Raw genomic sequence first — 19201 nt, forward strand, 5'->3', positions numbered from 1 at the left:
GGCTTCTAATCATAGGACACGCCGGGTGCCTCGCCCCCTCCCTTCGACCCCCGGCGAAATCGGCCCATGTACCTGCATCATCATCCCTTCTGCCCACATTCCCGATTCGTCCGCCTGCTGCTCGCCGAGTACGGCCTGGAGCCGGAGCTGGTGGAGGAGCGCGTGTGGGAGCGACGGCCGGGATTCCTCGCGCTCAATCCGTCGGGGGAGACGCCGGTGATCGTGGAGGAGATGGCAGCTTCGGTGCCGGGCGCCTTCATCATCGCCGAATATCTCGATGAGACCAGGGGCCTCGCCCTCGGCACCCACCGGCTTCTTCCGGAGGATCCGGCCGGCCGCGTGGAGGTGCGCCGGCTGACCCAGTGGTTCAACGAGAAGATGTATGTCGAATCGACCGAGCCGCTGGTGCGCGAGCGCATCCACAAGCGCTACATGACGCGCGAGCAGGGCGGCGGTTCGCCGGATGCCACCTCGCTGCGGATGGCACGCGCCAATCTGCGCTATCATCTGAAATACATCGGCTGGCTGGCCAAGGCGCGCAAATGGCTCGCCGGCGAGAAGCTGAGCCAGGCCGACCTTGCCGCCGCCGCGCATCTCTCGGTGGCCGATTATCTGGGCGATGTACCGTGGGACGAGGACGAGCACGCGAGGGACTGGTACGCGCGGATCAAGTCGCGCCCGACCTTCCGCGCCCTGCTCACCGAGAGCATCCCGGGAATGCCCCCCTCCAAGACCTACGCGGACCTCGATTTCTGACCGACGCGGGCGAGCTGGAGGAGATCGTCCGCCGCCTCGCCCGTGAGGAAGGGTTCGATGCCGTCGGCATCGCCCGGCCCGAGGCTGGTGTGTCCGCCGGAGAACGGCTCCGCGCGTGGGTCGCCGATGGCGCATACGGCGACATGGGCTGGATAGCGGAGACGCTGGACCGCCGCGCCGATGCCCTGACGCTGTGGCCGGACATGCGCAGCGTCATCCTGCTCGGCCTCAATTACGGCCCTTCGGAAGACCCCCGCGAAGTGCTGGCGCAGAAGAGCGCCGGCGCCATCTCGGTCTATGCGCGGGCCGAGGACTATCACGACATCATCAAGCCGAAGCTCAAGCGCGTCGCCCGCGCGCTGCTGGCAGAGGCTGGACAGCACGGTGTCACCGCCGACGTGAAGGTGTTCGTGGATACCGCGCCGCTCATGGAGAAGCCGCTCGCCGCCGCAGCCGGGCTCGGCTGGCAGGGGCGGCACACCAATCTGGTCTCGCGGGAGTTCGGCTCCTGGCTGTTCCTCGGCGCCATCGCGACAACATTGGAGCTTGGGCCGGACGCGCCGGAGAAAGACCATTGCGGCTCCTGCCGCGCCTGCCTCGATGCCTGCCCGACCGCAGCGTTTCCCGCGCCCTACGTCATCGATGCACGGCGCTGCATCTCCTACCTCACCATCGAGCACAAGGGGCCGATCCCGGCCGAGCTGCGTCCGCTCATGGGCAACCGCATCTATGGCTGCGACGACTGCCTCGCCGCCTGCCCCTGGAACAAGTTCGCCCAGATGGGTCAGGAAGCGAAGCTCGCCGCCCGCGCGGAGAACGACGCCCCGCCGCTGGCGGAACTGGTGGCGCTGGACGACGCCGCCTTCCGCGCCCGCTTCCCAAAAAGCCCGATCAAGCGCGTGGGGCGCGACCGCTTCGTGCGCAACGTGCTGATCGCCATCGGCAATTCGGGGGATGCCGACCTGCTGCCGCAGGTGGAGGCGCGGCTGGAGGATGAATCCGCTCTGGTCAGAGGTGCTGCGGTGTGGGCGTTGGGGCAGCTTTCGGATGCCGCAGCGGTCACGCGGCAAGCCGCCCAACGGGTACCTGTGGAGACCGATCCCGCGGTCCTCGCCGAGTGGAGGGCAGCCGCATCAGCCGACTGAGACCCGCCGCCCATTTCCATCCGCCGGGTTTGCCGGTAGGATCAAAACCTCACGGAACCATCAAGGGGGCGACAAGAGCTGGCGTCACGATCGCGTCGCGCCCACACGCGAAGATCGACGGCGACAGAACAGGCGACATGCACGAGCCCCGCAAGCTTTATGTGAAGTCCTTCGGCTGCCAGATGAACGTCTACGATTCCCATCGTATGGCGGACACGCTGGCACGCGAGGGATATGTGGAGACGCAGGACTCGGCCGAGGCCGACCTTGTGATCCTCAACACCTGCCATATCCGCGAGAAGGCCGCCGAGAAGGTGTATTCTGAACTCGGGCGCCTGAGGAAGCAGAAGCAGGAAGCCGGCTCCGACACCATGATCGCCGTCGCCGGCTGCGTCGCCCAGGCCGAGGGCGCCGAGATCATGCGCCGCGCGCCGGTGGTGGACGTGGTGGTCGGCCCCCAGAGCTACCACCGCCTGCCCGAGCTGCTCGCCGAGGCGAAGACCGGCAAGCGGGTGGTGGACACCGAATTTCCCGCAGACGACAAGTTCGATCACCTGCCCGCGCCCACCCGCGCCGCCACGCGCTCGCGCGGTCCGGCGGCGTTCGTGACGGTCCAGGAGGGCTGCGACAAGTTCTGCACCTTCTGCGTGGTGCCCTACACCCGCGGCGCCGAAGTCTCCCGCCCGGTCACGAAGATCCTCGATGAGGCCGCCCGCCTCCTAGATCAGGGCGTGCGCGAGATCACCCTCATCGGCCAGAACGTCAACGCCTTCCACGGCGAGGGGCCGGACGGAAAGGTCTGGAGCCTCGCCCGGCTGATGGAGCGGCTCGCTGAGATGGAGGGGCTGGCTCGCCTGCGCTACACCACCTCCCATCCGCGCGACATGGGCGACGACCTCATCGCCGCCCACCGCGACCTGCCGCAGCTGATGCCCTATCTGCACCTGCCGGTGCAGTCCGGCTCCGACCGCATCCTCGCGGCCATGAACCGCAAGCACGGCCGCGAGCTGTTCCTCTCGCTCATCGAGAAGATGCGCACTGCGCGGCCGGACCTCGCCCTCTCCTCCGACTTCATCGTCGGCTTCCCCGGCGAGACGGACCGCGACTTCGAGGACACGCTCGATCTGGTGCGCGAGGTCGGCTTCGCCAGTGCCTATTCCTTCAAGTACAGCGCGCGCCCCGGTACCCCCGCCGCCGAGCACGAGGGACAGGTGCCGGAGGAGGTGATGGCCGAGCGCCTCGCGGAGCTGCATCGCCTGCTCGAAGCGTCCAAGACGGCCTTCGACGCCGCCTGTCGTGGCCGCACCTTCGATATCCTGCTGGAGAAGCCCGGCCGGCAGCCGGGCCAGCTCATCGGTCGGTCGCCCTACCTGCAAAGCGTGGTGGTGAATGATCCGCCCGCCGGCATCGGCGAGCTTCTCACCGTCACCATCACCGATGTCGGCCCGAACAGCCTTGCCGGCGTTCCGGCCGAGACGCCCCTTTCCCCCGCTTTGTCCCGGCCGCTTGCGGCCATGGAGGCCTGAGCTTGCGCAGATCCGGCAGCGACAACCGTGATCGTCCCCTGGCGGCCGCAGCGCCGCAGGCTTCCCCCGGCCCCGCCCGTGCGGCGGTCACGGCTCCGTGGGCCGATCCGGACGAGCCTCCGGCGGCCCATGTGGTGCTGGCCTTCGACGACAACCGGCTCGCCACCCAGCTGTTCGGCCATTACGGCCGCAACCTCGCCCTCATCGAGCGCAAGCTGGGGGTGAAGGCGGATTCGCGCGGCAATCACGTGACGCTGGGAGGCGAACGCGATGCCTGCGAGCAGGCCCGCGCCGTGCTGGAGCACCTGTACGAAGCGCTGCGCAAGGGCCGCGACATCAGCCAGGGCGATGTGGACGGCGCCATCCGCGAAGTCACCTCGCAGGGCTCCCTGTTCGATTTCGACCCGGCCGAGCAGCGCCAGTCGTTCGACGAGATCCATCTGCGCCGCCGCCCGGTGCGCGCCCGCACCGCCGCGCAGGATGCCTATATCCGCGCGCTGAAGCGGCACACGCTCGTGTTCGGCAACGGCCCCGCCGGCACCGGCAAGACCTGGATCGCCGTGGCCTACGCCGTCCATCTGCTGGAGCGGCGGATGGTGGACAAGATCATCCTCTCCCGGCCCGCCGTCGAGGCCGGCGAACGCCTCGGCTTCCTGCCCGGCGACATGAAGGAGAAGGTCGATCCCTATCTGCGGCCCATCTACGACGCGCTCTACGACCTGATGGACCGCCCCTTCGTGGAGCGGGCCCTGCAGTCCGGCGAGATCGAGATCGCCCCGCTCGCCTTCATGCGCGGGCGCACGCTTTCCAACGCCGCGGTGATCCTGGACGAGGCGCAGAACGCGACGTCCATGCAGATGAAGATGTTCCTCACGCGCCTCGGCGAGAACTCCCACATGATCGTCACCGGCGACCCGAGCCAGACCGACCTGCCCGGCGGGCAGATCTCCGGTCTCGCCGAGGCGGTGCGGCTGCTGGAGGGCGTCGAGGGCGTCGGCATCTGCCATTTCAAGGCTGAGGACGTGGTGCGCCACGAACTGGTGCAGCGCATCGTCTCGGCCTACGAAAAGCTCGACGCGGCCAAGATCGAGGCCGCCTCCGCCCGCCTCGCCGGCAAGGCGGGGAGCTGAGCCATGGCCGCGCCCGCCCCGCTTCCGCAGGCTCCCGAGATCGACGCGGACATCGACGTCGCCGTGGAAGCCGAAGGCTGGTCCCTCATCGCGGACGCCGAGGCCGTGGCCATCCGGGCCTGCCGGGCCGCGCTGGCCGCCTGCGCCGAGGACGTACCGGAGTCGTGCGAGGTGGCCATCACCCTCACCGACGACGCGCGCATCCGCGTGCTCAACCGCGACTGGCGGGACATGGACAAGGCGACCAACGTCCTGTCCTTCCCCCAGCCGGACCTGCCGGACGACGTGGACGCCCCCCAGCCCCTCGGCGACATCATCGTCGCGCTGGAAACGCTCAGCCGCGAGGCCGAGGCGGAGGACAAGGCGCCGGCCGACCATCTCGCCCATCTGGTGGTGCACGGAACGTTGCACCTCATGGGCTACGACCATCTCGAAGACAACGAAGCAGAGGAAATGGAGGCGCTTGAGCGCGACATCCTCGCGGGCCTTGGGATCGCCGATCCCTATGGCCTGCCCCAGGACTGACGTGAAGGCGGCTTGATAACGACCATGTCCAACATCGACCAGCCGACCGAGACCAGCTCTTCGGAGCCGCAAAGTTTTCTCGATCGATTGCGTGCCCTCCTCGGCACGTTCCGCCCGCACGGCTCCCTGCGCACCGACCTCGTGGAGGTGCTCGCGGCGGCGGAGACACCCGAGGAGGAGGGGGAGTTCACCCCATCCGAGCGCAAGATGCTGCGCAACATCCTGCACCTGCGGGAGGTGGGCATCGGCGACATCATGGTGCCCCGCGCCGAGATCGTCGCCGTGCGTAAGGACGCGCCGCTGGGCGAGCTGCTGAAGCTGTTCGTGACCGTCGGTCATTCCCGGCTCGTCGTCTACGACGACACGCTGGATGACCCCGTCGGCATGGTCCACATCCGCGACCTCATCGCCTTCCTCGCCGGCGACCTCGCCTCGGAATCGGGCAAGATCGACCTTGGCAAGGTCAATCTCGACGCGACACTGGAGACCGCCGGCCTCATCCGCCGCATCCTCTATGTGCCGCCCTCCATGCCGGCAGTGGACCTGCTGGTCTCCATGCAGGCGGCGCGCACCCACCTCGCCCTCGTCATCGACGAATATGGCGGCACCGACGGCCTCGTCTCCATCGAGGACGTGGTGGAGGAGATCGTCGGCGAGATCGAGGACGAACACGACGAGGCGGCCGAGACGCTGCTCACGCGCCAGCCCGACGGCAGCTATCTCGCCGATGCCCGCACGCCGCTGGAGGCCGCGGTAGAGGTGCTCGGCACCGGGTTCGCTTCGGAAGAGGCGATGGAGGAGGTGGACAGCGTCGGCGGCCTCGTGGTGCGCATCGCCTCCCGTGTGCCCAAGGCCGGCGAGGTGATTTCCCTGCCGGGCGGCTTCGACGTGGACGTGGTGGATGCCGATCCCCGCAGGCTGAAAAAGCTTCGCATCATCCCGCCCCGGGATCTCGACGGCTCCGCCGCCGGGCACGCCGCGTCCGACGCCTGACCTTCCGCGTGACTTTTCCCTCCAAGGTCGCCCCCCGCCGCGCCGTGCCCACGACAGGCCTGTCGTGGCGCGGGCGCATCCTGATGCTGCGCTTCCTCACCGGCTGGCGCCGGCGCTTCGTCGCCTGGACGGCGGGGGCGGTCGGCGCCCTCGCCATGCCGCCATTCGATCTGTGGCCGGTGCTGGCGCTCAGCTTTCCGGTCCTCGTGCTGCTCCTCGACGGCTGCCGTGGCGATCTCAGGACCCGTCTCGTGGCGGCCGCGGGGGTCGGCTGGTGGTTCGGCTTCGGCTATTTCCTCGCCTCCCTCTGGTGGATCGGCGCGGCCTTCCTGGTGGAGGCGGACGTGTTCGGCTGGCTGCTGCCGTTCGCGGTGGTCTCCATGCCGGCGGGGCTGGCGCTGTTCACGGCGTTCGGAACGGTGGTGGCGCGGCTCCTGTGGTCGAAGGGCGGCCTCAGGCTGTTCGCGCTCACCTTCGGCCTGACGCTGGCGGAATGGCTGCGCGGCCATGTGCTCACCGGCTTTCCCTGGAACACCTACGGCTATGCGGTCTCCGACGATCTGCTGCTGATGCAGGCGGCGTCCGTGGTCGGCGTTTGGGGCCTCACCTTCTTCTGCGTGCTCCTGCTGTCCACGCCGGTCCTGCTCCTGAACCCCGGCCGCCGGGGTCTTGTCGCCGGCGGCGCGGCGGCGCTGGTCATCGCGGGGACGGCGCTGTGGGGTGGCTACCGGCTGTCCGTGACGCCGCTCGAGACCGTGCCCGGCGTGGCGCTCCGGGTGATGCAACCGAACCTCTCGCAGGACAAGAAGTTCGCCTATGACCGGCGCGAGCAGATCCTGAAAGACTATCTCGCGCTGAGTGCACGGAAGAGCGAGACCTATTCGGGCGGGCTCGCTGACGTCACGGTGCTGATCTGGCCGGAATCCTCCTTTCCCTTCATCTATGAGCGCGAACCCTGGGCGGCCGAGGCCATTGCTGCGGCCCTGCCGCTCAACGTGACGCTGGTGACGGGCGCCGTCCGCTACGATTTCCCTCCGCCGGGCCAACGGTCGCCGTTCTTCAACTCGATCAGGGTGATGGACCATCGCGGGCGGGTGCTGACCAACACCGACAAGGTTCATCTGGTGCCATTCGGAGAGTATCTGCCGTTCCAGGCGGAGCTCGAGGCCCTTGGTCTCGAACAACTTACGCGTGTGCGAGGTGGATTCTCTTCCGGCGCGGAACTCCGCGCGCTCCAGATCCCCGGACTGCCGCTCGCCTCTCCGCTTGTATGTTACGAAATTATCTTTCCTGGAAAGGTAGTTCCCCAGGGTCCACGCCCGGCCTGGTTGCTCAATCTCACGAATGACGCGTGGTTTGGCCTGACCCCCGGTCCCTACCAGCATTTCGCGCAGGCCCGCATGCGCGCAGTAGAGGAAGGGCTTCCGCTGGTCCGCGCGGCGAACACGGGGATTTCTGCAATCGTTGATCCAATGGGACGTATTGTCGCATCTCGTGACCTCGGGCAGGAGGGTCTGGTGGATGGTCCCCTGCCAAAGCCGCTGCAAACGGTTTCCGTTGCAGCCAAGCTTGACCGTATATTGATCCCCGGGCTTCTGGCTGCTGCTCTGGCGCTAGCTTCCGTACCGCTTTGCGGTTGCAATACACGCAGAGGTTGATCGACGCGTTCCGATTGTATGCCTATGTTCGCCGGCAATCAGGGCAGCCTTCGCGCAGCGAAGTATTGAGTAATCTTTTCCGACATAGCCGGAGAGACCATGGTCAAGAAGGCGCCGAACCCTATTGATAAGCACGTTGGCTCGCGTGTCCGCATGAGGCGGATGATGGTGGGAATGAGCCAGGAGAAGCTGGGCGAGCATCTGGGCATCACCTTTCAGCAGATTCAGAAGTACGAGAAGGGTACGAATCGCATCGGCGCAAGCCGGCTTCAGCAGATTTCGACCACCCTTGGTGTTCCCGTCGCCTTCTTCTTCGAAGGTGCCCCCACCGTTGGACCCGAGGGCGAAGGTTTCTCCGAGGAGCAGTCCCCGGCCTACGTCTCCGACTTCCTCGCCACGTCCGACGGACTGACGCTCACCCGGAACTTCATGCGGATTTCCGACGCCCGCGTGCGCCGCCGCATCGTCGATCTGGTGATCGCCATCGCCGGTGAAACCGAGGCGTGAAGCGTTCGTTTTGGCGAACGTTTTCGCACTGACGACCTTGACCGCCCGCCGCTGCGTTGCCAGAAAGGGCGGCCGCAGCGTGGCGCGGGCGTAAAAGGGGCCGTCATATGGCGCGTCAATCGTATCTTTTCACGAGCGAATCTGTTTCCGAAGGTCATCCGGACAAGGTCTGTGACCGGATTTCCGACGAGGTGGTCGACACCTTCTTCCGCGCCGCGGAAGCCGAAGGCTGGGACCCGAGCCAGGTTCGCGTCGCGTGCGAGACGCTCGCCACCACCAACAAGGTGGTGATCGCCGGCGAGACCCGTGGTCCGTCCTCGATCACCCGCGACCTCCTGTCCCACGTCGCGCGCCTTGCCATCAAGGACATCGGCTACGAGCAGGCCGGCTTCCACTGGGAGACGGCCGACATCGACGTGCTGCTGCACGCCCAGTCGGCGGACATCGCGCAGGGCGTGGATATCGCCGGCAACAAGGACGAGGGCGCCGGCGACCAGGGCATCATGTTCGGCTATGCCGTGCGTGAGACCCCGGAGCTGATGCCCGCTCCCATCTATTATGCCCACAAGATCCTGAAGGTGCTGGCGGAAGCCCGCCACTCCGGCGAGACCCACGCCCTCGGCCCCGATGCCAAGAGCCAGGTCACCGTCCAGTACGAGAACGGCAAGCCGGTCGGCGTCACCCAGATCGTACTGTCGACTCAGCACCTGGATGAGCACCTCACGTCCCATGACGTGAAGTCCATCGTCGAGCCCTACATCAAGAAGACCCTGCCGGACGGCTGGGTGACCGACGCCACCGTCTGGCACGTCAACCCCACCGGCAAGTTCGTCATCGGCGGCCCCGATGGCGACTGCGGCCTCACCGGCCGCAAGATCATCGTGGACACCTACGGCGGCGCGGCCCCCCACGGCGGCGGCGCCTTCTCCGGCAAGGACCCGACCAAGGTGGACCGCTCGGCCGCCTATGCCGCGCGCTACCTCGCGAAGAACGTGGTCGCCGCCGATCTCGCCGACCGCGCCACCATCCAGCTCGCCTACGCCATCGGCGTGTCCGATCCGCTGGCGGTCTATGTGGACCTGCACGGCACCGGAAAGGTGGACGAGGCGAAGCTTGAAAAGGTGCTGCGCGAGGTGATGAACCTGCGCCCCCGCGGCATCCGCGAGCATCTCGGCCTCACCAAGCCCATCTATGCCCGCACCTCTGCCTATGGCCATTTCGGCCGCGCGCCGGAAGCGGACGGCGGCTTCTCCTGGGAGAAGACCGATCTCGTGGACGCGCTCAAGGCTGCGGTGGCCTGAGCCCTCAGGGCTGCCACCGTCGCATCTTGACCCATCTGTGTTGACCCACCGGCCGGATTGCCCTGCAGTCCGGCCGGTGCCTTTTTCAGCATGACCCCCATGAGCCAGCAGCCGAGCGAACCCCCAAGCCAGTCCGCGCCCCTCCCCGCCGCCGCCACGGACTTTGAGGCGCGTGGCGCCTTCTATGGCCGGCGCATCGGCAAGACGCTGCGTGGGTTGCAGCAGGACGCCCTCACGCATCTGCTGCCGCGCTTCAAGGTCGATCTCGACGCGGCGTCCGTTCCCGCCAGCCTTTTTCCCGAACCGAGGCAGGGATATTGGCTGGAAATCGGCTGCGGCTGCGGCGAGCATCTGATCGACCACGCGGTCCGACGGCCCGACATGGGCTTCATCGGGGCCGAGCCCTTCCTCAACGGCCTTGCGCGGACGCTGGTGGATCTCGACGCCCGCAGTCTCGCCAACGTGCGGGTCTTCGACCTCGACGCGGCGCTGCTGCTCGACCGGCTGCCCACGGCGAGCCTCGATGGCGTCGATCTCTTCTATCCTGACCCGTGGCCGAAGAAGCGGCATTGGAAGCGGCGCTTCGTGCGTCCCGACAATCTCGACAGGCTGGCCCGTGTCATCCGCCCCGGCGGCGTGTTCCGCTTCGCGTCCGACGTGCCGCATTATGTGGGCTGGACCCTCGCCCACGTACGGGCGCATAGCGCCTTCACATGGACGGCGCAGCGGGCCGACGACTGGCGCAAGCCCTATCCGTTCTGGCCGGGCACGCGCTACGAGGCCAAGGCCATCACGCAGGGCCGCGTGCCCACCTACCTCACCTTCGTGCGGCGCTAGAATCCGTGCTCACGCGCCCGCCGCGTAGAGCGCGGATAGCCCCTCGCGGTAGGTGGGATAGCGCAGCGTCACCCCCAGCTCTTCCTTGAGCCGGGCATTGCCGACGCGCTTGTTGCCGGACCAGAAGGAGAGGGCCATGGGGCTCATCTCCCGCGCCGCCTCATCGAAGGGAATCGCCGGCGGTGGGTCCGTCCCCAGCAGCTCCGCAGCATAGGCAATGGGATCACCGGGCGGGGCGGGCAGGTCATCTGTGACGTTGATGATGCCGTCGTAACGGTGCGCAATCGCCGCCCGGATGGTGCAGACGATATCGTCCACATGGATGCGGTTGAACACCTGCCCCGGCTTGTCGATGCGCCGGGCCTCGCCCGCGCGCAGCTGAACCAGCGCGTTGCGCCCGGGACCGTAGATGCCGGCAAGGCGCAGCACCGCCACGCGGGCGCCGTGCGTGCGGCCGAAGGCCTGCCAGTCCGCTTCCGCTTTCAGCCGCCGTTCGAGGCGCGCGCTGCCCGCGCGCGGCGGGGTCGCCTCGTCCACCCAGGCCCCGTCATGGTTCCCGTAGACCCCGAGCGTGGTGAGATAGACCACCTGCCGCAGGCGGCCGGCGGCCAGGGTTTCCGCGGCGCAACACAGGATGGGGTCGCCCCGATCGTCCGGTGGAGCGGACGCCAGCAGAATCTGGACATCGGCCAGAGCCGCCGCGAGACCATCCCCAAGCGTCCTGCCATCGAAGGCGAAAGCCTCCACGTCGGGCGGAAAGGCGGAGAGGCGCGCTGTATCCCGTGCTGTGCCGATGACGCGGCCAAACGCCGCGCGGTCCTCGGCCAACAGGTGCCGGGCGCAATAGCCGAAGCCGATGGCGGCGAGCGAGATCATGACCGGTTGATGCCGGAGGTGCGGGCGTCCGGCAAGGGGCCCGACGCGTCAGCATCTGCCGCTCGGCCGGCGAGGGCGCTGGAGCACAGCCGGCGCACCGTCGCCTCGCTCTCGCGCGTCACGCTTTTGCGGTCATGAGCGGCATCGAGCCGCACCGGCGCGCCGAAGGTGACTTCCACGTCGATGGCGCCATGGCGCAGCACGTCCATCAGATGCGGGGCCAGCTCCATATCGCCGAACCAGGCAGCCACGGGCCGATGGCTACGGCCCATGGGCAGGCCCTGAAGCCGGACATAGGACACGGCGAGGGGCTGCACCGCCACCTCCGCCCCGGCGGCGAAGGCCTCGCGCGCGGCGCCCACCAAAGCGGTGCGGAACGGCAGCACGCGGTTGCCGTCGCTCGACGTGCCCTCGGCGAACAGCACCACGGGGTCGCCATCAGCGAGACGATCGGCAATCTCCCGGTTCACCGCGCCGGTGGCATGGCGGCGCTGGCGATCGACGAAGACGGTGCGCTGGAACTTGGCGAGAAGGCCGATGAGCGGCCAGCCGGACACCTCGCTCTTGGCCACGAAGAACAGGGGCGTGAGCGAGCCGACCACGGGGATGTCGAGCCAGGAGGCGTGATTGGCGAGGATCAGCAGGGGGCGGTCCGCAGCCGGCGTGCCGCGGACATGGACCCGCACGCCGATGAGCCGCAGCAGGATGCGATGATAGAGCCGTGGAATGTGGCGGCGGGCATCGAGACCGAGCTTCAACGAGATCCACTGAAGGGGAATGCCGACCAGCGTCACCGCCCCGACCACGCTGAGCACGCCGGCAAGCCGCAGGCGGTCCATCAGGCGCGAAAGGGCGGGCTGCTCCGGCCCGAGGGGCGGCAACAAATGACCGTCGCTGGAAGCGGGCGCCGATGGTCGCCCGCCGGGAGGCGTCACTGCTTCTCGTCCTCGTCGAGCGGCACCGCATAAAGCTCGAGGCGGTGGCCACGGAGCTTGAAGCCGAGTTCGCGAGCGATCTGCTCCTGCAGCGCCTCGATCTGCTCGGAGCGGAATTCGATGACCTGACCGGACCTGAGATCGATCAGGTGGTCATGGTGCTCGTCGGGCATCTGCTCGTAGCGGGCCCGGCCGTCGCCGAAATCGTGCCGCTCGATGATGCCAGCGTCCTCCAGCATCTTCACGGTGCGATAGACCGTGGAGATGGAGATGTTGTCGTCGATGGCCACGGCGCGGCGGTGCAGCTCTTCCACGTCGGGATGATCCTGCGCGCCGGACAGCACGCGGGCGATGACCCGGCGCTGCTCGGTCATCCGCATGCCCTTGGCGAGGCAGGCTTCCTCAATGAGGCTGATCTTTCCGCTCAAGCGGGACCTCCGCGACGACCCAGGGACATTCCTCTGCCTTATCGCGCCGCCGCTTCCGCGCCGCAAGGGGGCGGACAAAGGCTTGCCAAGGCTCACTTGCCGAAGCTCAAAAGTCGCGGCGCAGCAGCAGCGCATCGGCACCGCCCGCATAATAGCCCCTGCGCCGGCCCACCTCGCCATAGCCAAGGCGCGCATAAAGCGTGCGGGCGGCGGCATTGCCTTCCTCCACCTCCAGGAAGGAGGTCGAGACGCCTTCCGCGGCGAGGCGGGCCAGGTGGAAGGAGACCAGAGCCCGGCCAACGCCCCGGCGGCGGCGGTCGGTGACGACGGCGACGGTCAGGATTTCCGATTCGGGCGTCACGCAGTGGGACAGGATAAAGCCCATCGGCGGCTTGCGGGGCCCAAGCGTCGCCACATGGGCGCGCACGGCGCGGTCGGCAAGCAGCCGCTCGAACTCGTCAGCGTCCCAGCCGCGCGCGAAGGCGCGGGCGTGGATGGCGGCAAGATGGGGGATATCCGCCGCCGTCGCGGCCCGCAGCAGTGGCGGGCGGGGCGGGAACAGACGGTCGAGCAGGCGTTTCATCGGCGGGCGATGCGGGCCTTGTCCTGCGGCTTGGCATCGGGGGGCCGCAGGTAGAGCGGGCGCGGCTCGGCCGCTTCGGGATCGGCGACGGAACCGAGACGGGCAACCCATGCCACGTCGGGGGCCGGCGTATCGTCGACCAGCTCCGGCAATTTTTCAGACGGCGGCCAGGCATCGGCCACGAGATTGGCTCCGGAGCCCACGATCCGCACCGCACCGATGGCCACGGAGCGCGCCGCCTCCCGCACGCTGGTGATGCGCGGGGCGATCAACGTCCGTCCGCCGACACCGAACATCTGGAGGAACACATGGCCGTGGCGGGCATCGATGGCGGACACCACCGGGACGGCATCGTCATGGGCAAGATAGGGTGCGGCGAGGGCCGCCAGCGTCGTCACGCCCACAACCGGCCGATTAGAGGTGAGGCCGAAGCCGCGGGCGGCGGACAGGCCCACCCGAAGCCCGGTGAAGCTGCCGGGTCCCACCGTGACGGCAATGCGGGCGAGATGCTCAAAATCGATGCCGGCGGAGCTCATCACCTGCTCCACCAGGGGGATCAGCGTCTCCGCATGGCCCCGCTCCATGAGCAGCGAATCGCCCGAGACGATGCTGTCCGTCTCGGTGTCGAGCACCGCGGCGGAGCAGGCGGCAAGCGCCGTGTCTATGGCGAGGACATACATGAACGCGGGCACCCCGATCGCCGCCACGATCAACCGAAACCGTGGCGGGGGGAAGCGACCCGGCACGCTCACTTTCGGGAAAGGTTAATGAGACCGTTCCCGAATACCGTCAAACCGGGTCCGCGTCGTCAGACCGCCCGGACTTCCGCCACTTCCGGCACGAAATGCTTCAACAGGTTCTCGATGCCGTTCTTGAGCGTGGCCGTCGAGGAGGGGCAGCCCGAGCAGGAGCCCTTCATGTTGAGGAACACCACACCATTCTCGAAGCCGCGGAAGGTGATGTCGCCGCCGTCATTGGCGACCGCCGGACGCACGCGCGTCTCCAGCAGCTCCTTGATGGTGGCGACGATCTCGCCGTCCTTCGCATCGAAGAACTCATCGCCGTCGCTGACATCCGGCTTCACGCCCTCGGACAGAACCGGGGCGCCGGACATGAAGTGCTCCATGATGGCGCCGAGAATGGCCGGTTTGATCTGCGGCCACTCGCTGTCGGCCTTGGTCACGGTCACGAAGTCCGAGCCGAGCATCACCGCCGACACGCCGCGCACGTCGAACAGGCGTTGGGCGAGCGGGGAGAGATCGGCATCCTCGGCCGAGCGCAGATCGAGAACGCCCTCCCCCAGCACCGAACGGCCGGGCAGGAACTTCAGGGTCGCCGGGTTCGGCGTGGTTTCCGTCTGGATGAACATGGCCAATCCTCAAAAGAAACGGTGCGGGGAAAACCCGCCGGTTTCTCTCAAGATAGGGAGGACGCCGCGAAACGGGAAGGGAGCTATCCGGGATCGTCCCGAATTGACACGCCCCGCTCCAGCTTCGCCGAACAGGGGCGGAACGAAAGGCGCGCGAATCACGCGCCAGACTCGGTTGGCCATTCGTTCCCGGGAGAACCCGGCCGGGGCTTGGCCCGGCCGGGCCAAGGGAGCTGAACGCTCGCGGACGAGCGCTCAGCTATTCTGCTCAGGTATTCATGGAGTCGAAGAAGTCCTGGTTGGTCTTCGTCTGCCGCAGCTTGTCGAGCAGGAACTCGATGGCGTCCACGGTGCCCATCGGATTCAGGATGCGACGCAGGACATACATCTTCTTGAGCGTGTCGGCGGGAACCAGCAGCTCTTCCTTGCGGGTGCCGGACCGGGTGATGTCGATAGCCGGGAACACGCGCTTGTCGGACACCTTGCGATCCAGGATGACTTCCGAATTGCCGGTGCCCTTGAACTCTTCGAAGATCACCTCGTCCATGCGCGAGCCGGTCTCGATGAGGGCGGTCGCGATGATGGTGAGGGAGCCGCCTTCCTCGATGTTGCGCGCCGCGCCGAAGAAGCGCTTGGGCCGCTGGAGGGCGTTGGCGTCCACGCCGCCGGTCAGTACTTTGCCGGAGGACGGCACCACGGTGTTGTAGGCGCGGCCGAGGCGGGTGATGGAATCCAGGAGGATCACCACATCGCGGCCATGCTCGACCAGGCGCTTGGCCTTCTCGATGACCATCTCGGCCACCTGCACGTGGCGCACGGCCGGTTCGTCGAAGGTGGAGGAGACCACCTCGCCCTTCACCGAGCGCTGCATGTCGGTCACTTCCTCGGGCCGCTCATCGATGAGCAGCACGATCAGGAAGCATTCCGGATGGTTGGCGGTGATGGACTTGGCGATGTTCTGCAGGAGCACCGTCTTGCCGGTACGGGGCGGCGCCACGATCAGGCCGCGCTGGCCTTTGCCGATGGGCGCCACGATGTCGATGATGCGCGGCGAGAAGTCTTTCTTGCTGCCGGTCGGCTCATCGTGCTCCAGCTTCAGCCGCTCGTCGGGATAGAGCGGCGTCAGATTGTCGAAATTGATCTTGTGCCGCGACTTCTCAGGGTCCTCGAAATTGATCGTGTTGACCTTGAGCAGCGCGAAATAGCGTTCGCCCTCCTTGGGGCTCCGGATCTGACCCTCGACCGTGTCGCCGGTGCGCAGGCCGAAGCGGCGGATCTGGGAGGGGGAGACATAGATGTCGTCCGGACCGGGCAGATAATTGGCCTCAGGAGAGCGCAGGAAGGCAAATCCATCCTGCAGCACCTCGACGACGCCCTCGCCGATGATCTCCGTCTCGGTGGCGGCCAGCTGCTTGAGGATCGCGAACATCAGCTCCTGCTTGCGGAGCGTGCTGGCGTTTTCCACCTCATTCTCCTCGGCGAAGGCGAGGAGCTCGACGGGGGTCTTGGACTTGAGGTCTTGAAGTTTCACTTCCCGCATAAGGGAAAGCCTCGATGGGTATTGGGGGGCCGGGGGCCGATCGGTCAGGATCGGGGTCGGCTCGTGGGGGGAAGGACGGGATCGCAGGTCTTCAGGGGAAGCCGGGGGCACGCAGCTCGCCGCCTGACGCGCCGGCCGGACCAAGACGGCTCCACCAGGACAGCGTCTTCAAGACGACGCCACGAGCGGATGCCGGACCGAAAGGAAGCGCGTTCGCCTGCGTTTGGGAAAGCACGCGCAAGATAGGCGTGCCTTCAGGGGTGCGCAAGTCCCCCTAAAGGCGTGGGTCGGATCAAAACGGTTTGACCACCACCAGAATGACGATGCCGATCATCAGCAGCGTCGGCACCTCGTTGGCGATGCGGTAGAAGCGCGCCGGCCGGATGTTCCTGTCCTCGGCGAATTCGCGCACCCAGCGCACGAGGAAACCGTGCATGGCGGACATGGCCAGCACCAGCGCGAACTTGGCGTGAAACCAGCCCGCCTTGTACCAGCCGCCCTCGTACACGAGCCACAGGCCGGCGAGCCAGGTGACGATCATCGCCGGGTTGACGATGGCCTTGAGCAGGCGGCGCTCCATGACCTTGAAGGTCTCCGACTGCACCGAGCCGATCTCGGCCGCGCAGTGGTAGACCATGAGGCGCGGCAGATAGAGCATCCCCGCCATCCACGCGATGACGGCGATGATATGCAGTGCCTTGATCCACTCATAGAGCATTGAAACAAAAGCCTTATCTGTCCCGGTCAGCGGGCGCGGCGCACCAGCTCGACGAACTTTTCCACATGCTCCAGCGGCGTCTCCGGACGGATGCCGTGGCCGAGGTTGAAGATGTGGCGCACCCCGTCGAAATCGGCGCGGATGCGCTCCACCTCCTCCTCCAGAGCGGCGCCGCCGGCGATCAGCCGCAGGGGATCGAGATTGCCCTGGAGCGCCACGTCGTCGGAAAGCCGCTGGCGTGCCGCACGGCGATCAGCCGACCAGTCGAGACCGATGCCGTCGATACCCACGTCGGCGAGCGCCTCCAGCGCCTCAAGGGTCGCCCCCTTCGGAAAGGCGATGATCCGGACATAGGGATGCTTCGCCTTGAGCCCCGCGACGATGCGGCGCAGGGGTTCGGCGCACCAGCGCTCGAAAGAGGCCGGGTCGAGCACGCCCGCCCAGGTGTCGAAGATCTGCACCGCGTCGGCACCGGCTTCCACCTGTCCGGACAGATGGGTGATGGAGGCCTCCACCAGCCGGTCGATCAGCTCCTGGAACAGCTCCGGTTCACGCAAGGCGAGGAGGCGCGCCGGCGCCTGATCGTCCGTGCCCTGGCCGGCGACCATGTAGGTGGCCACGGTCCACGGTGCGCCGCAGAAGCCGATCAGCGCCGTCTCGGTGGGAAGCTGGGCCCGCACGTCGGCGATGGCCTCATAGACCGGCCCCACCTTGGCCGGATCGAGCGTTTCCGACAGCGCAGACAGCGCCGCGCGATCCGCGACCGGTGTCAGGCGCGGACCTTCGCCGGCCTCGAAACGCAATCCCGTGCCGAGCGCATGGGGGATGACGAGGATATCCGAGAAGATGATGGCCGCATCGAAACCGTAGCGGCGGATGGGCTGGAGCGTCACCTCGGCGGCGAGGCGCGGCGTGTAGCAGAGGGTCAGGAAGTCGCCCGCCTCTGCCCGCACGGCACGGTACTCCGGCAGATAGCGTCCGGCCTGGCGCATCATCCAGAGCGGAGGCGGGTCCTGGATCGTGCCGTCGAGAACCGAAAGGAAGCGCGATCGCGTGGCTGGAGAGCGGTCCATCCCGTTCCTTCAATCAAAGAGAGATATTTTTAAAAGAGAGAGTCTTTGTTGTCTTAACGGTTGATTAACCAGTTGCCGGCTCGTCGACAACCGATCCACAGCGGAACCCATAGCCGACACGCGACTTGCCGCGGATGCGAAGCCGGCGAAAGGCCGGTTAACAAAGGATTAACGCACCCCCTGCGGAAACCCGTCCACATCGACGCACAGGGCGGGACGGGAATCCCTCCCGTGGGGTGATCGTGTGGATGGATTTCGGACTTATCCAGAGGCCGCCCTTGCAAGGGGCCAGAACGCGTGCCTTCCTCAACAGCCTTCCACAGGAGCGGTGGACAAAGTGACTCAGTCGAAGCCTGGCGAGGCCTATTTCCACCTCCACCTCGTGTCGGACGCCACGGGCGAAACCCTGATCAATGTTGGTCGGGCGGCCAGCGCGCAATATGCGAACGTGCTGCCCATCGAACACGTCTACCCGCTGGTTCGTTCCATGAAACAGCTGGAGCGGGTGCTGATCGAGGTGGAGGCCAATCCCGGCATCGTCCTCTTCACTCTGGTGGACAAGGACATCCGCAGCCGTCTGCGCTCGCGCTGCGAAGAGCTGGGCCTGCCGCATCTCTCGGTGATGGCGCCCGTGGTTCGGCTGTTCCAGTCCTATCTCGGTGGTGAGCCGACGCCGCGCGTGGGCGGCCAGCACGCGCTGGATGCCAGCTATTTCAAGCGCATCGACGCGCTCAACTTCACCGTCATGCATGACGACGGGCATCTCACCGAAGACCTCGAGCATGCCGACGTGGTACTGCTCGGCGTGTCGCGCACCTCGAAAACGCCGACCTCGATCTATCTCGCCAACCGCGGTATCAAGGCGGCGAACATCCCCCTCGTGCCCAACGTCCCGCTGCCGCCCAACATCGAGAAGCTGAAGAAGCCGCTGGTGGTTGGCCTCGTCGCCAGCCCCGAGCGCATTGTAGAGATCCGCCAGAACCGGTTGCTGGGGCTCAATGCGGTGGAGACCGGATCGTCGACCTATACCGACCGCGAGGCGGTTTCCGAGGAGCTGGCTTTCTCCCGTCGCCTGTGCGCGCGCAACGGATGGCCGCTGATCGATGTCACGCGTCGCTCCATCGAGGAAACCGCGGCCAACATCCTCAGCCTCTACAGCGATCACCGACGCCGCTCCATCGCTGAAACCTGAGGCCGCCAAAAGCTGAGGCGTGGCGCCCGATTGGGCCGCGCTTTGGTTTGCATCGCGGACGCAGGCGTGAGATCAGCGCAGTGCGTCATTTTTTGACGGCAGCGCAACA

Annotated in this window: 20 protein-coding genes; 11 read left to right on the plus strand and 9 right to left on the minus strand. The window is 67.0% G+C overall.

Annotated features, from left to right (window positions below; translation table 11 throughout):
• The first annotated feature begins 66 nt into the window (after window positions 1-66).
• From XAN126_RS0125685 to XAN126_RS0125730, 10 genes are all read left to right on the plus strand, one after another.
• Window positions 67-756, plus strand: a complete 690-nt coding sequence (locus XAN126_RS0125685) for a glutathione S-transferase family protein (protein WP_024281411.1) — start codon at window positions 67-69, stop codon at window positions 754-756.
• Window positions 753-1901, plus strand: coding sequence for a tRNA epoxyqueuosine(34) reductase QueG (queG, locus tag XAN126_RS0125690; RefSeq protein WP_029877756.1), 1149 nt, complete (start codon window positions 753-755; stop codon window positions 1899-1901). Before XAN126_RS0125685 ends, queG begins: the two co-directional genes overlap by 4 nt.
• A gap of 137 nt (window positions 1902-2038) precedes the next feature.
• The gene (miaB, locus tag XAN126_RS0125695) at window positions 2039-3427 is read left to right on the plus strand and encodes a tRNA (N6-isopentenyl adenosine(37)-C2)-methylthiotransferase MiaB (protein ID WP_024281413.1); all 1389 of its coding nucleotides are present in this window, start codon (window positions 2039-2041) and stop codon (window positions 3425-3427) included.
• A gap of 131 nt (window positions 3428-3558) precedes the next feature.
• On the plus strand, window positions 3559-4557 hold the full coding sequence (locus XAN126_RS0125700; protein WP_024281414.1) for a PhoH family protein: 999 nt from the start codon (window positions 3559-3561) through the stop codon (window positions 4555-4557).
• Between the two features lie 3 nt (window positions 4558-4560).
• Window positions 4561-5082, plus strand: coding sequence for an rRNA maturation RNase YbeY (gene ybeY, locus XAN126_RS0125705; RefSeq protein WP_024281415.1), 522 nt, complete (start codon window positions 4561-4563; stop codon window positions 5080-5082).
• Between the two features lie 24 nt (window positions 5083-5106).
• A complete protein-coding gene (locus XAN126_RS0125710; protein ID WP_024281416.1) occupies window positions 5107-6075 on the plus strand; it encodes a hemolysin family protein in 969 nt (322 codons plus the stop codon).
• A gap of 83 nt (window positions 6076-6158) precedes the next feature.
• On the plus strand, window positions 6159-7733 hold the full coding sequence (lnt, locus tag XAN126_RS0125715; protein ID WP_051460695.1) for an apolipoprotein N-acyltransferase: 1575 nt from the start codon (window positions 6159-6161) through the stop codon (window positions 7731-7733).
• A 99-nt stretch (window positions 7734-7832) separates the two neighbouring features.
• Entirely contained in the window at window positions 7833-8240 is a 408-nt protein-coding gene (locus tag XAN126_RS0125720; protein ID WP_024281418.1) for a helix-turn-helix transcriptional regulator, read from the plus strand.
• Between the two features lie 107 nt (window positions 8241-8347).
• On the plus strand, window positions 8348-9541 hold the full coding sequence (gene metK, locus XAN126_RS0125725) for a methionine adenosyltransferase (protein WP_024281419.1): 1194 nt from the start codon (window positions 8348-8350) through the stop codon (window positions 9539-9541).
• Window positions 9542-9631: 90 nt separating this feature from the next.
• Window positions 9632-10378: a tRNA (guanosine(46)-N(7))-methyltransferase TrmB gene (locus XAN126_RS0125730; RefSeq protein WP_024281420.1), complete on the plus strand. Its 747-nt coding sequence runs from the start codon at window positions 9632-9634 to the stop codon at window positions 10376-10378.
• Between the two features lie 9 nt (window positions 10379-10387).
• On the opposite strand, the gene XAN126_RS0125735 is transcribed toward XAN126_RS0125730, so the two are convergent.
• From XAN126_RS0125735 to hemE, 9 genes are all read right to left on the minus strand, one after another.
• A complete protein-coding gene (locus XAN126_RS0125735) occupies window positions 10388-11254 on the minus strand; it encodes an NAD-dependent epimerase/dehydratase family protein (RefSeq protein WP_155982410.1) in 867 nt (288 codons plus the stop codon).
• Window positions 11251-12138: a lysophospholipid acyltransferase family protein gene (locus XAN126_RS0125740; protein WP_245272339.1), complete on the minus strand. Its 888-nt coding sequence runs from the start codon at window positions 12136-12138 to the stop codon at window positions 11251-11253. The genes XAN126_RS0125735 and XAN126_RS0125740 overlap by 4 nt, the downstream gene beginning before the upstream one ends.
• A 47-nt stretch (window positions 12139-12185) precedes the next feature.
• On the minus strand, window positions 12186-12617 hold the full coding sequence (locus XAN126_RS0125745; protein WP_024281423.1) for a Fur family transcriptional regulator: 432 nt from the start codon (window positions 12615-12617) through the stop codon (window positions 12186-12188).
• A gap of 106 nt (window positions 12618-12723) precedes the next feature.
• Entirely contained in the window at window positions 12724-13200 is a 477-nt protein-coding gene (locus XAN126_RS0125750) for a GNAT family N-acetyltransferase (RefSeq protein WP_024281424.1), read from the minus strand.
• On the minus strand, window positions 13197-13880 hold the full coding sequence (tsaB, locus tag XAN126_RS0125755) for a tRNA (adenosine(37)-N6)-threonylcarbamoyltransferase complex dimerization subunit type 1 TsaB (protein WP_024281425.1): 684 nt from the start codon (window positions 13878-13880) through the stop codon (window positions 13197-13199). Before tsaB ends, XAN126_RS0125750 begins: the two co-directional genes overlap by 4 nt.
• 128 nt (window positions 13881-14008) lie before the next feature.
• A complete protein-coding gene (locus XAN126_RS0125760; RefSeq protein ID WP_024281426.1) occupies window positions 14009-14569 on the minus strand; it encodes a NifU family protein in 561 nt (186 codons plus the stop codon).
• Window positions 14570-14837: 268 nt separating this feature from the next.
• Window positions 14838-16109, minus strand: a complete 1272-nt coding sequence (gene rho / locus XAN126_RS0125765; protein ID WP_024281427.1) for a transcription termination factor Rho — start codon at window positions 16107-16109, stop codon at window positions 14838-14840.
• A 292-nt stretch (window positions 16110-16401) separates the two neighbouring features.
• Window positions 16402-16827: a protoporphyrinogen oxidase HemJ gene (gene hemJ, locus XAN126_RS0125770; RefSeq protein WP_024281428.1), complete on the minus strand. Its 426-nt coding sequence runs from the start codon at window positions 16825-16827 to the stop codon at window positions 16402-16404.
• Window positions 16828-16853: 26 nt separating this feature from the next.
• A complete protein-coding gene (gene hemE / locus XAN126_RS0125775) occupies window positions 16854-17900 on the minus strand; it encodes a uroporphyrinogen decarboxylase (RefSeq protein ID WP_024281429.1) in 1047 nt (348 codons plus the stop codon).
• A gap of 337 nt (window positions 17901-18237) precedes the next feature.
• Between hemE and XAN126_RS0125780 the strand changes: the two genes are divergently transcribed.
• Window positions 18238-19092 carry a pyruvate, water dikinase regulatory protein gene (locus tag XAN126_RS0125780; RefSeq protein ID WP_029877762.1) on the plus strand — a complete coding sequence of 285 codons (855 nt, stop codon included), beginning with the start codon at window positions 18238-18240 and terminating at the stop codon, window positions 19090-19092.
• Window positions 19093-19201 lie beyond the last annotated feature (109 nt).

Origin of the sequence: Xanthobacter sp. 126, from assembly GCF_000526175.1 — a bacterium.
In the GTDB taxonomy this organism is placed as follows: domain Bacteria; phylum Pseudomonadota; class Alphaproteobacteria; order Rhizobiales; family Xanthobacteraceae; genus Xanthobacter; species Xanthobacter aminoxidans.

Coding starts and splice junctions, on each gene's coding strand:
- tsaB (WP_024281425.1), bottom strand. CDS start 13,880: ATGTATGTCCTCGCCATAGACACGGCGCTTGCCGCCTGCTCCGCCGCG.
- ybeY (WP_024281415.1), top strand. CDS start 4,561: ATGGCCGCGCCCGCCCCGCTTCCGCAGGCTCCCGAGATCGACGCGGAC.
- miaB (WP_024281413.1), top strand. CDS start 2,039: ATGCACGAGCCCCGCAAGCTTTATGTGAAGTCCTTCGGCTGCCAGATG.
- XAN126_RS0125710 (WP_024281416.1), top strand. CDS start 5,107: ATGTCCAACATCGACCAGCCGACCGAGACCAGCTCTTCGGAGCCGCAA.
- XAN126_RS0125720 (WP_024281418.1), top strand. CDS start 7,833: ATGGTCAAGAAGGCGCCGAACCCTATTGATAAGCACGTTGGCTCGCGT.
- hemJ (WP_024281428.1), bottom strand. CDS start 16,827: ATGCTCTATGAGTGGATCAAGGCACTGCATATCATCGCCGTCATCGCG.
- lnt (WP_051460695.1), top strand. CDS start 6,159: ATGCTGCGCTTCCTCACCGGCTGGCGCCGGCGCTTCGTCGCCTGGACG.
- XAN126_RS0125735 (WP_155982410.1), bottom strand. CDS start 11,254: ATGATCTCGCTCGCCGCCATCGGCTTCGGCTATTGCGCCCGGCACCTG.
- XAN126_RS0125685 (WP_024281411.1), top strand. CDS start 67: ATGTACCTGCATCATCATCCCTTCTGCCCACATTCCCGATTCGTCCGC.
- XAN126_RS0125730 (WP_024281420.1), top strand. CDS start 9,632: ATGACCCCCATGAGCCAGCAGCCGAGCGAACCCCCAAGCCAGTCCGCG.
- metK (WP_024281419.1), top strand. CDS start 8,348: ATGGCGCGTCAATCGTATCTTTTCACGAGCGAATCTGTTTCCGAAGGT.
- XAN126_RS0125760 (WP_024281426.1), bottom strand. CDS start 14,569: ATGTTCATCCAGACGGAAACCACGCCGAACCCGGCGACCCTGAAGTTC.
- rho (WP_024281427.1), bottom strand. CDS start 16,109: ATGCGGGAAGTGAAACTTCAAGACCTCAAGTCCAAGACCCCCGTCGAG.
- hemE (WP_024281429.1), bottom strand. CDS start 17,900: ATGGACCGCTCTCCAGCCACGCGATCGCGCTTCCTTTCGGTTCTCGAC.
- XAN126_RS0125750 (WP_024281424.1), bottom strand. CDS start 13,200: ATGAAACGCCTGCTCGACCGTCTGTTCCCGCCCCGCCCGCCACTGCTG.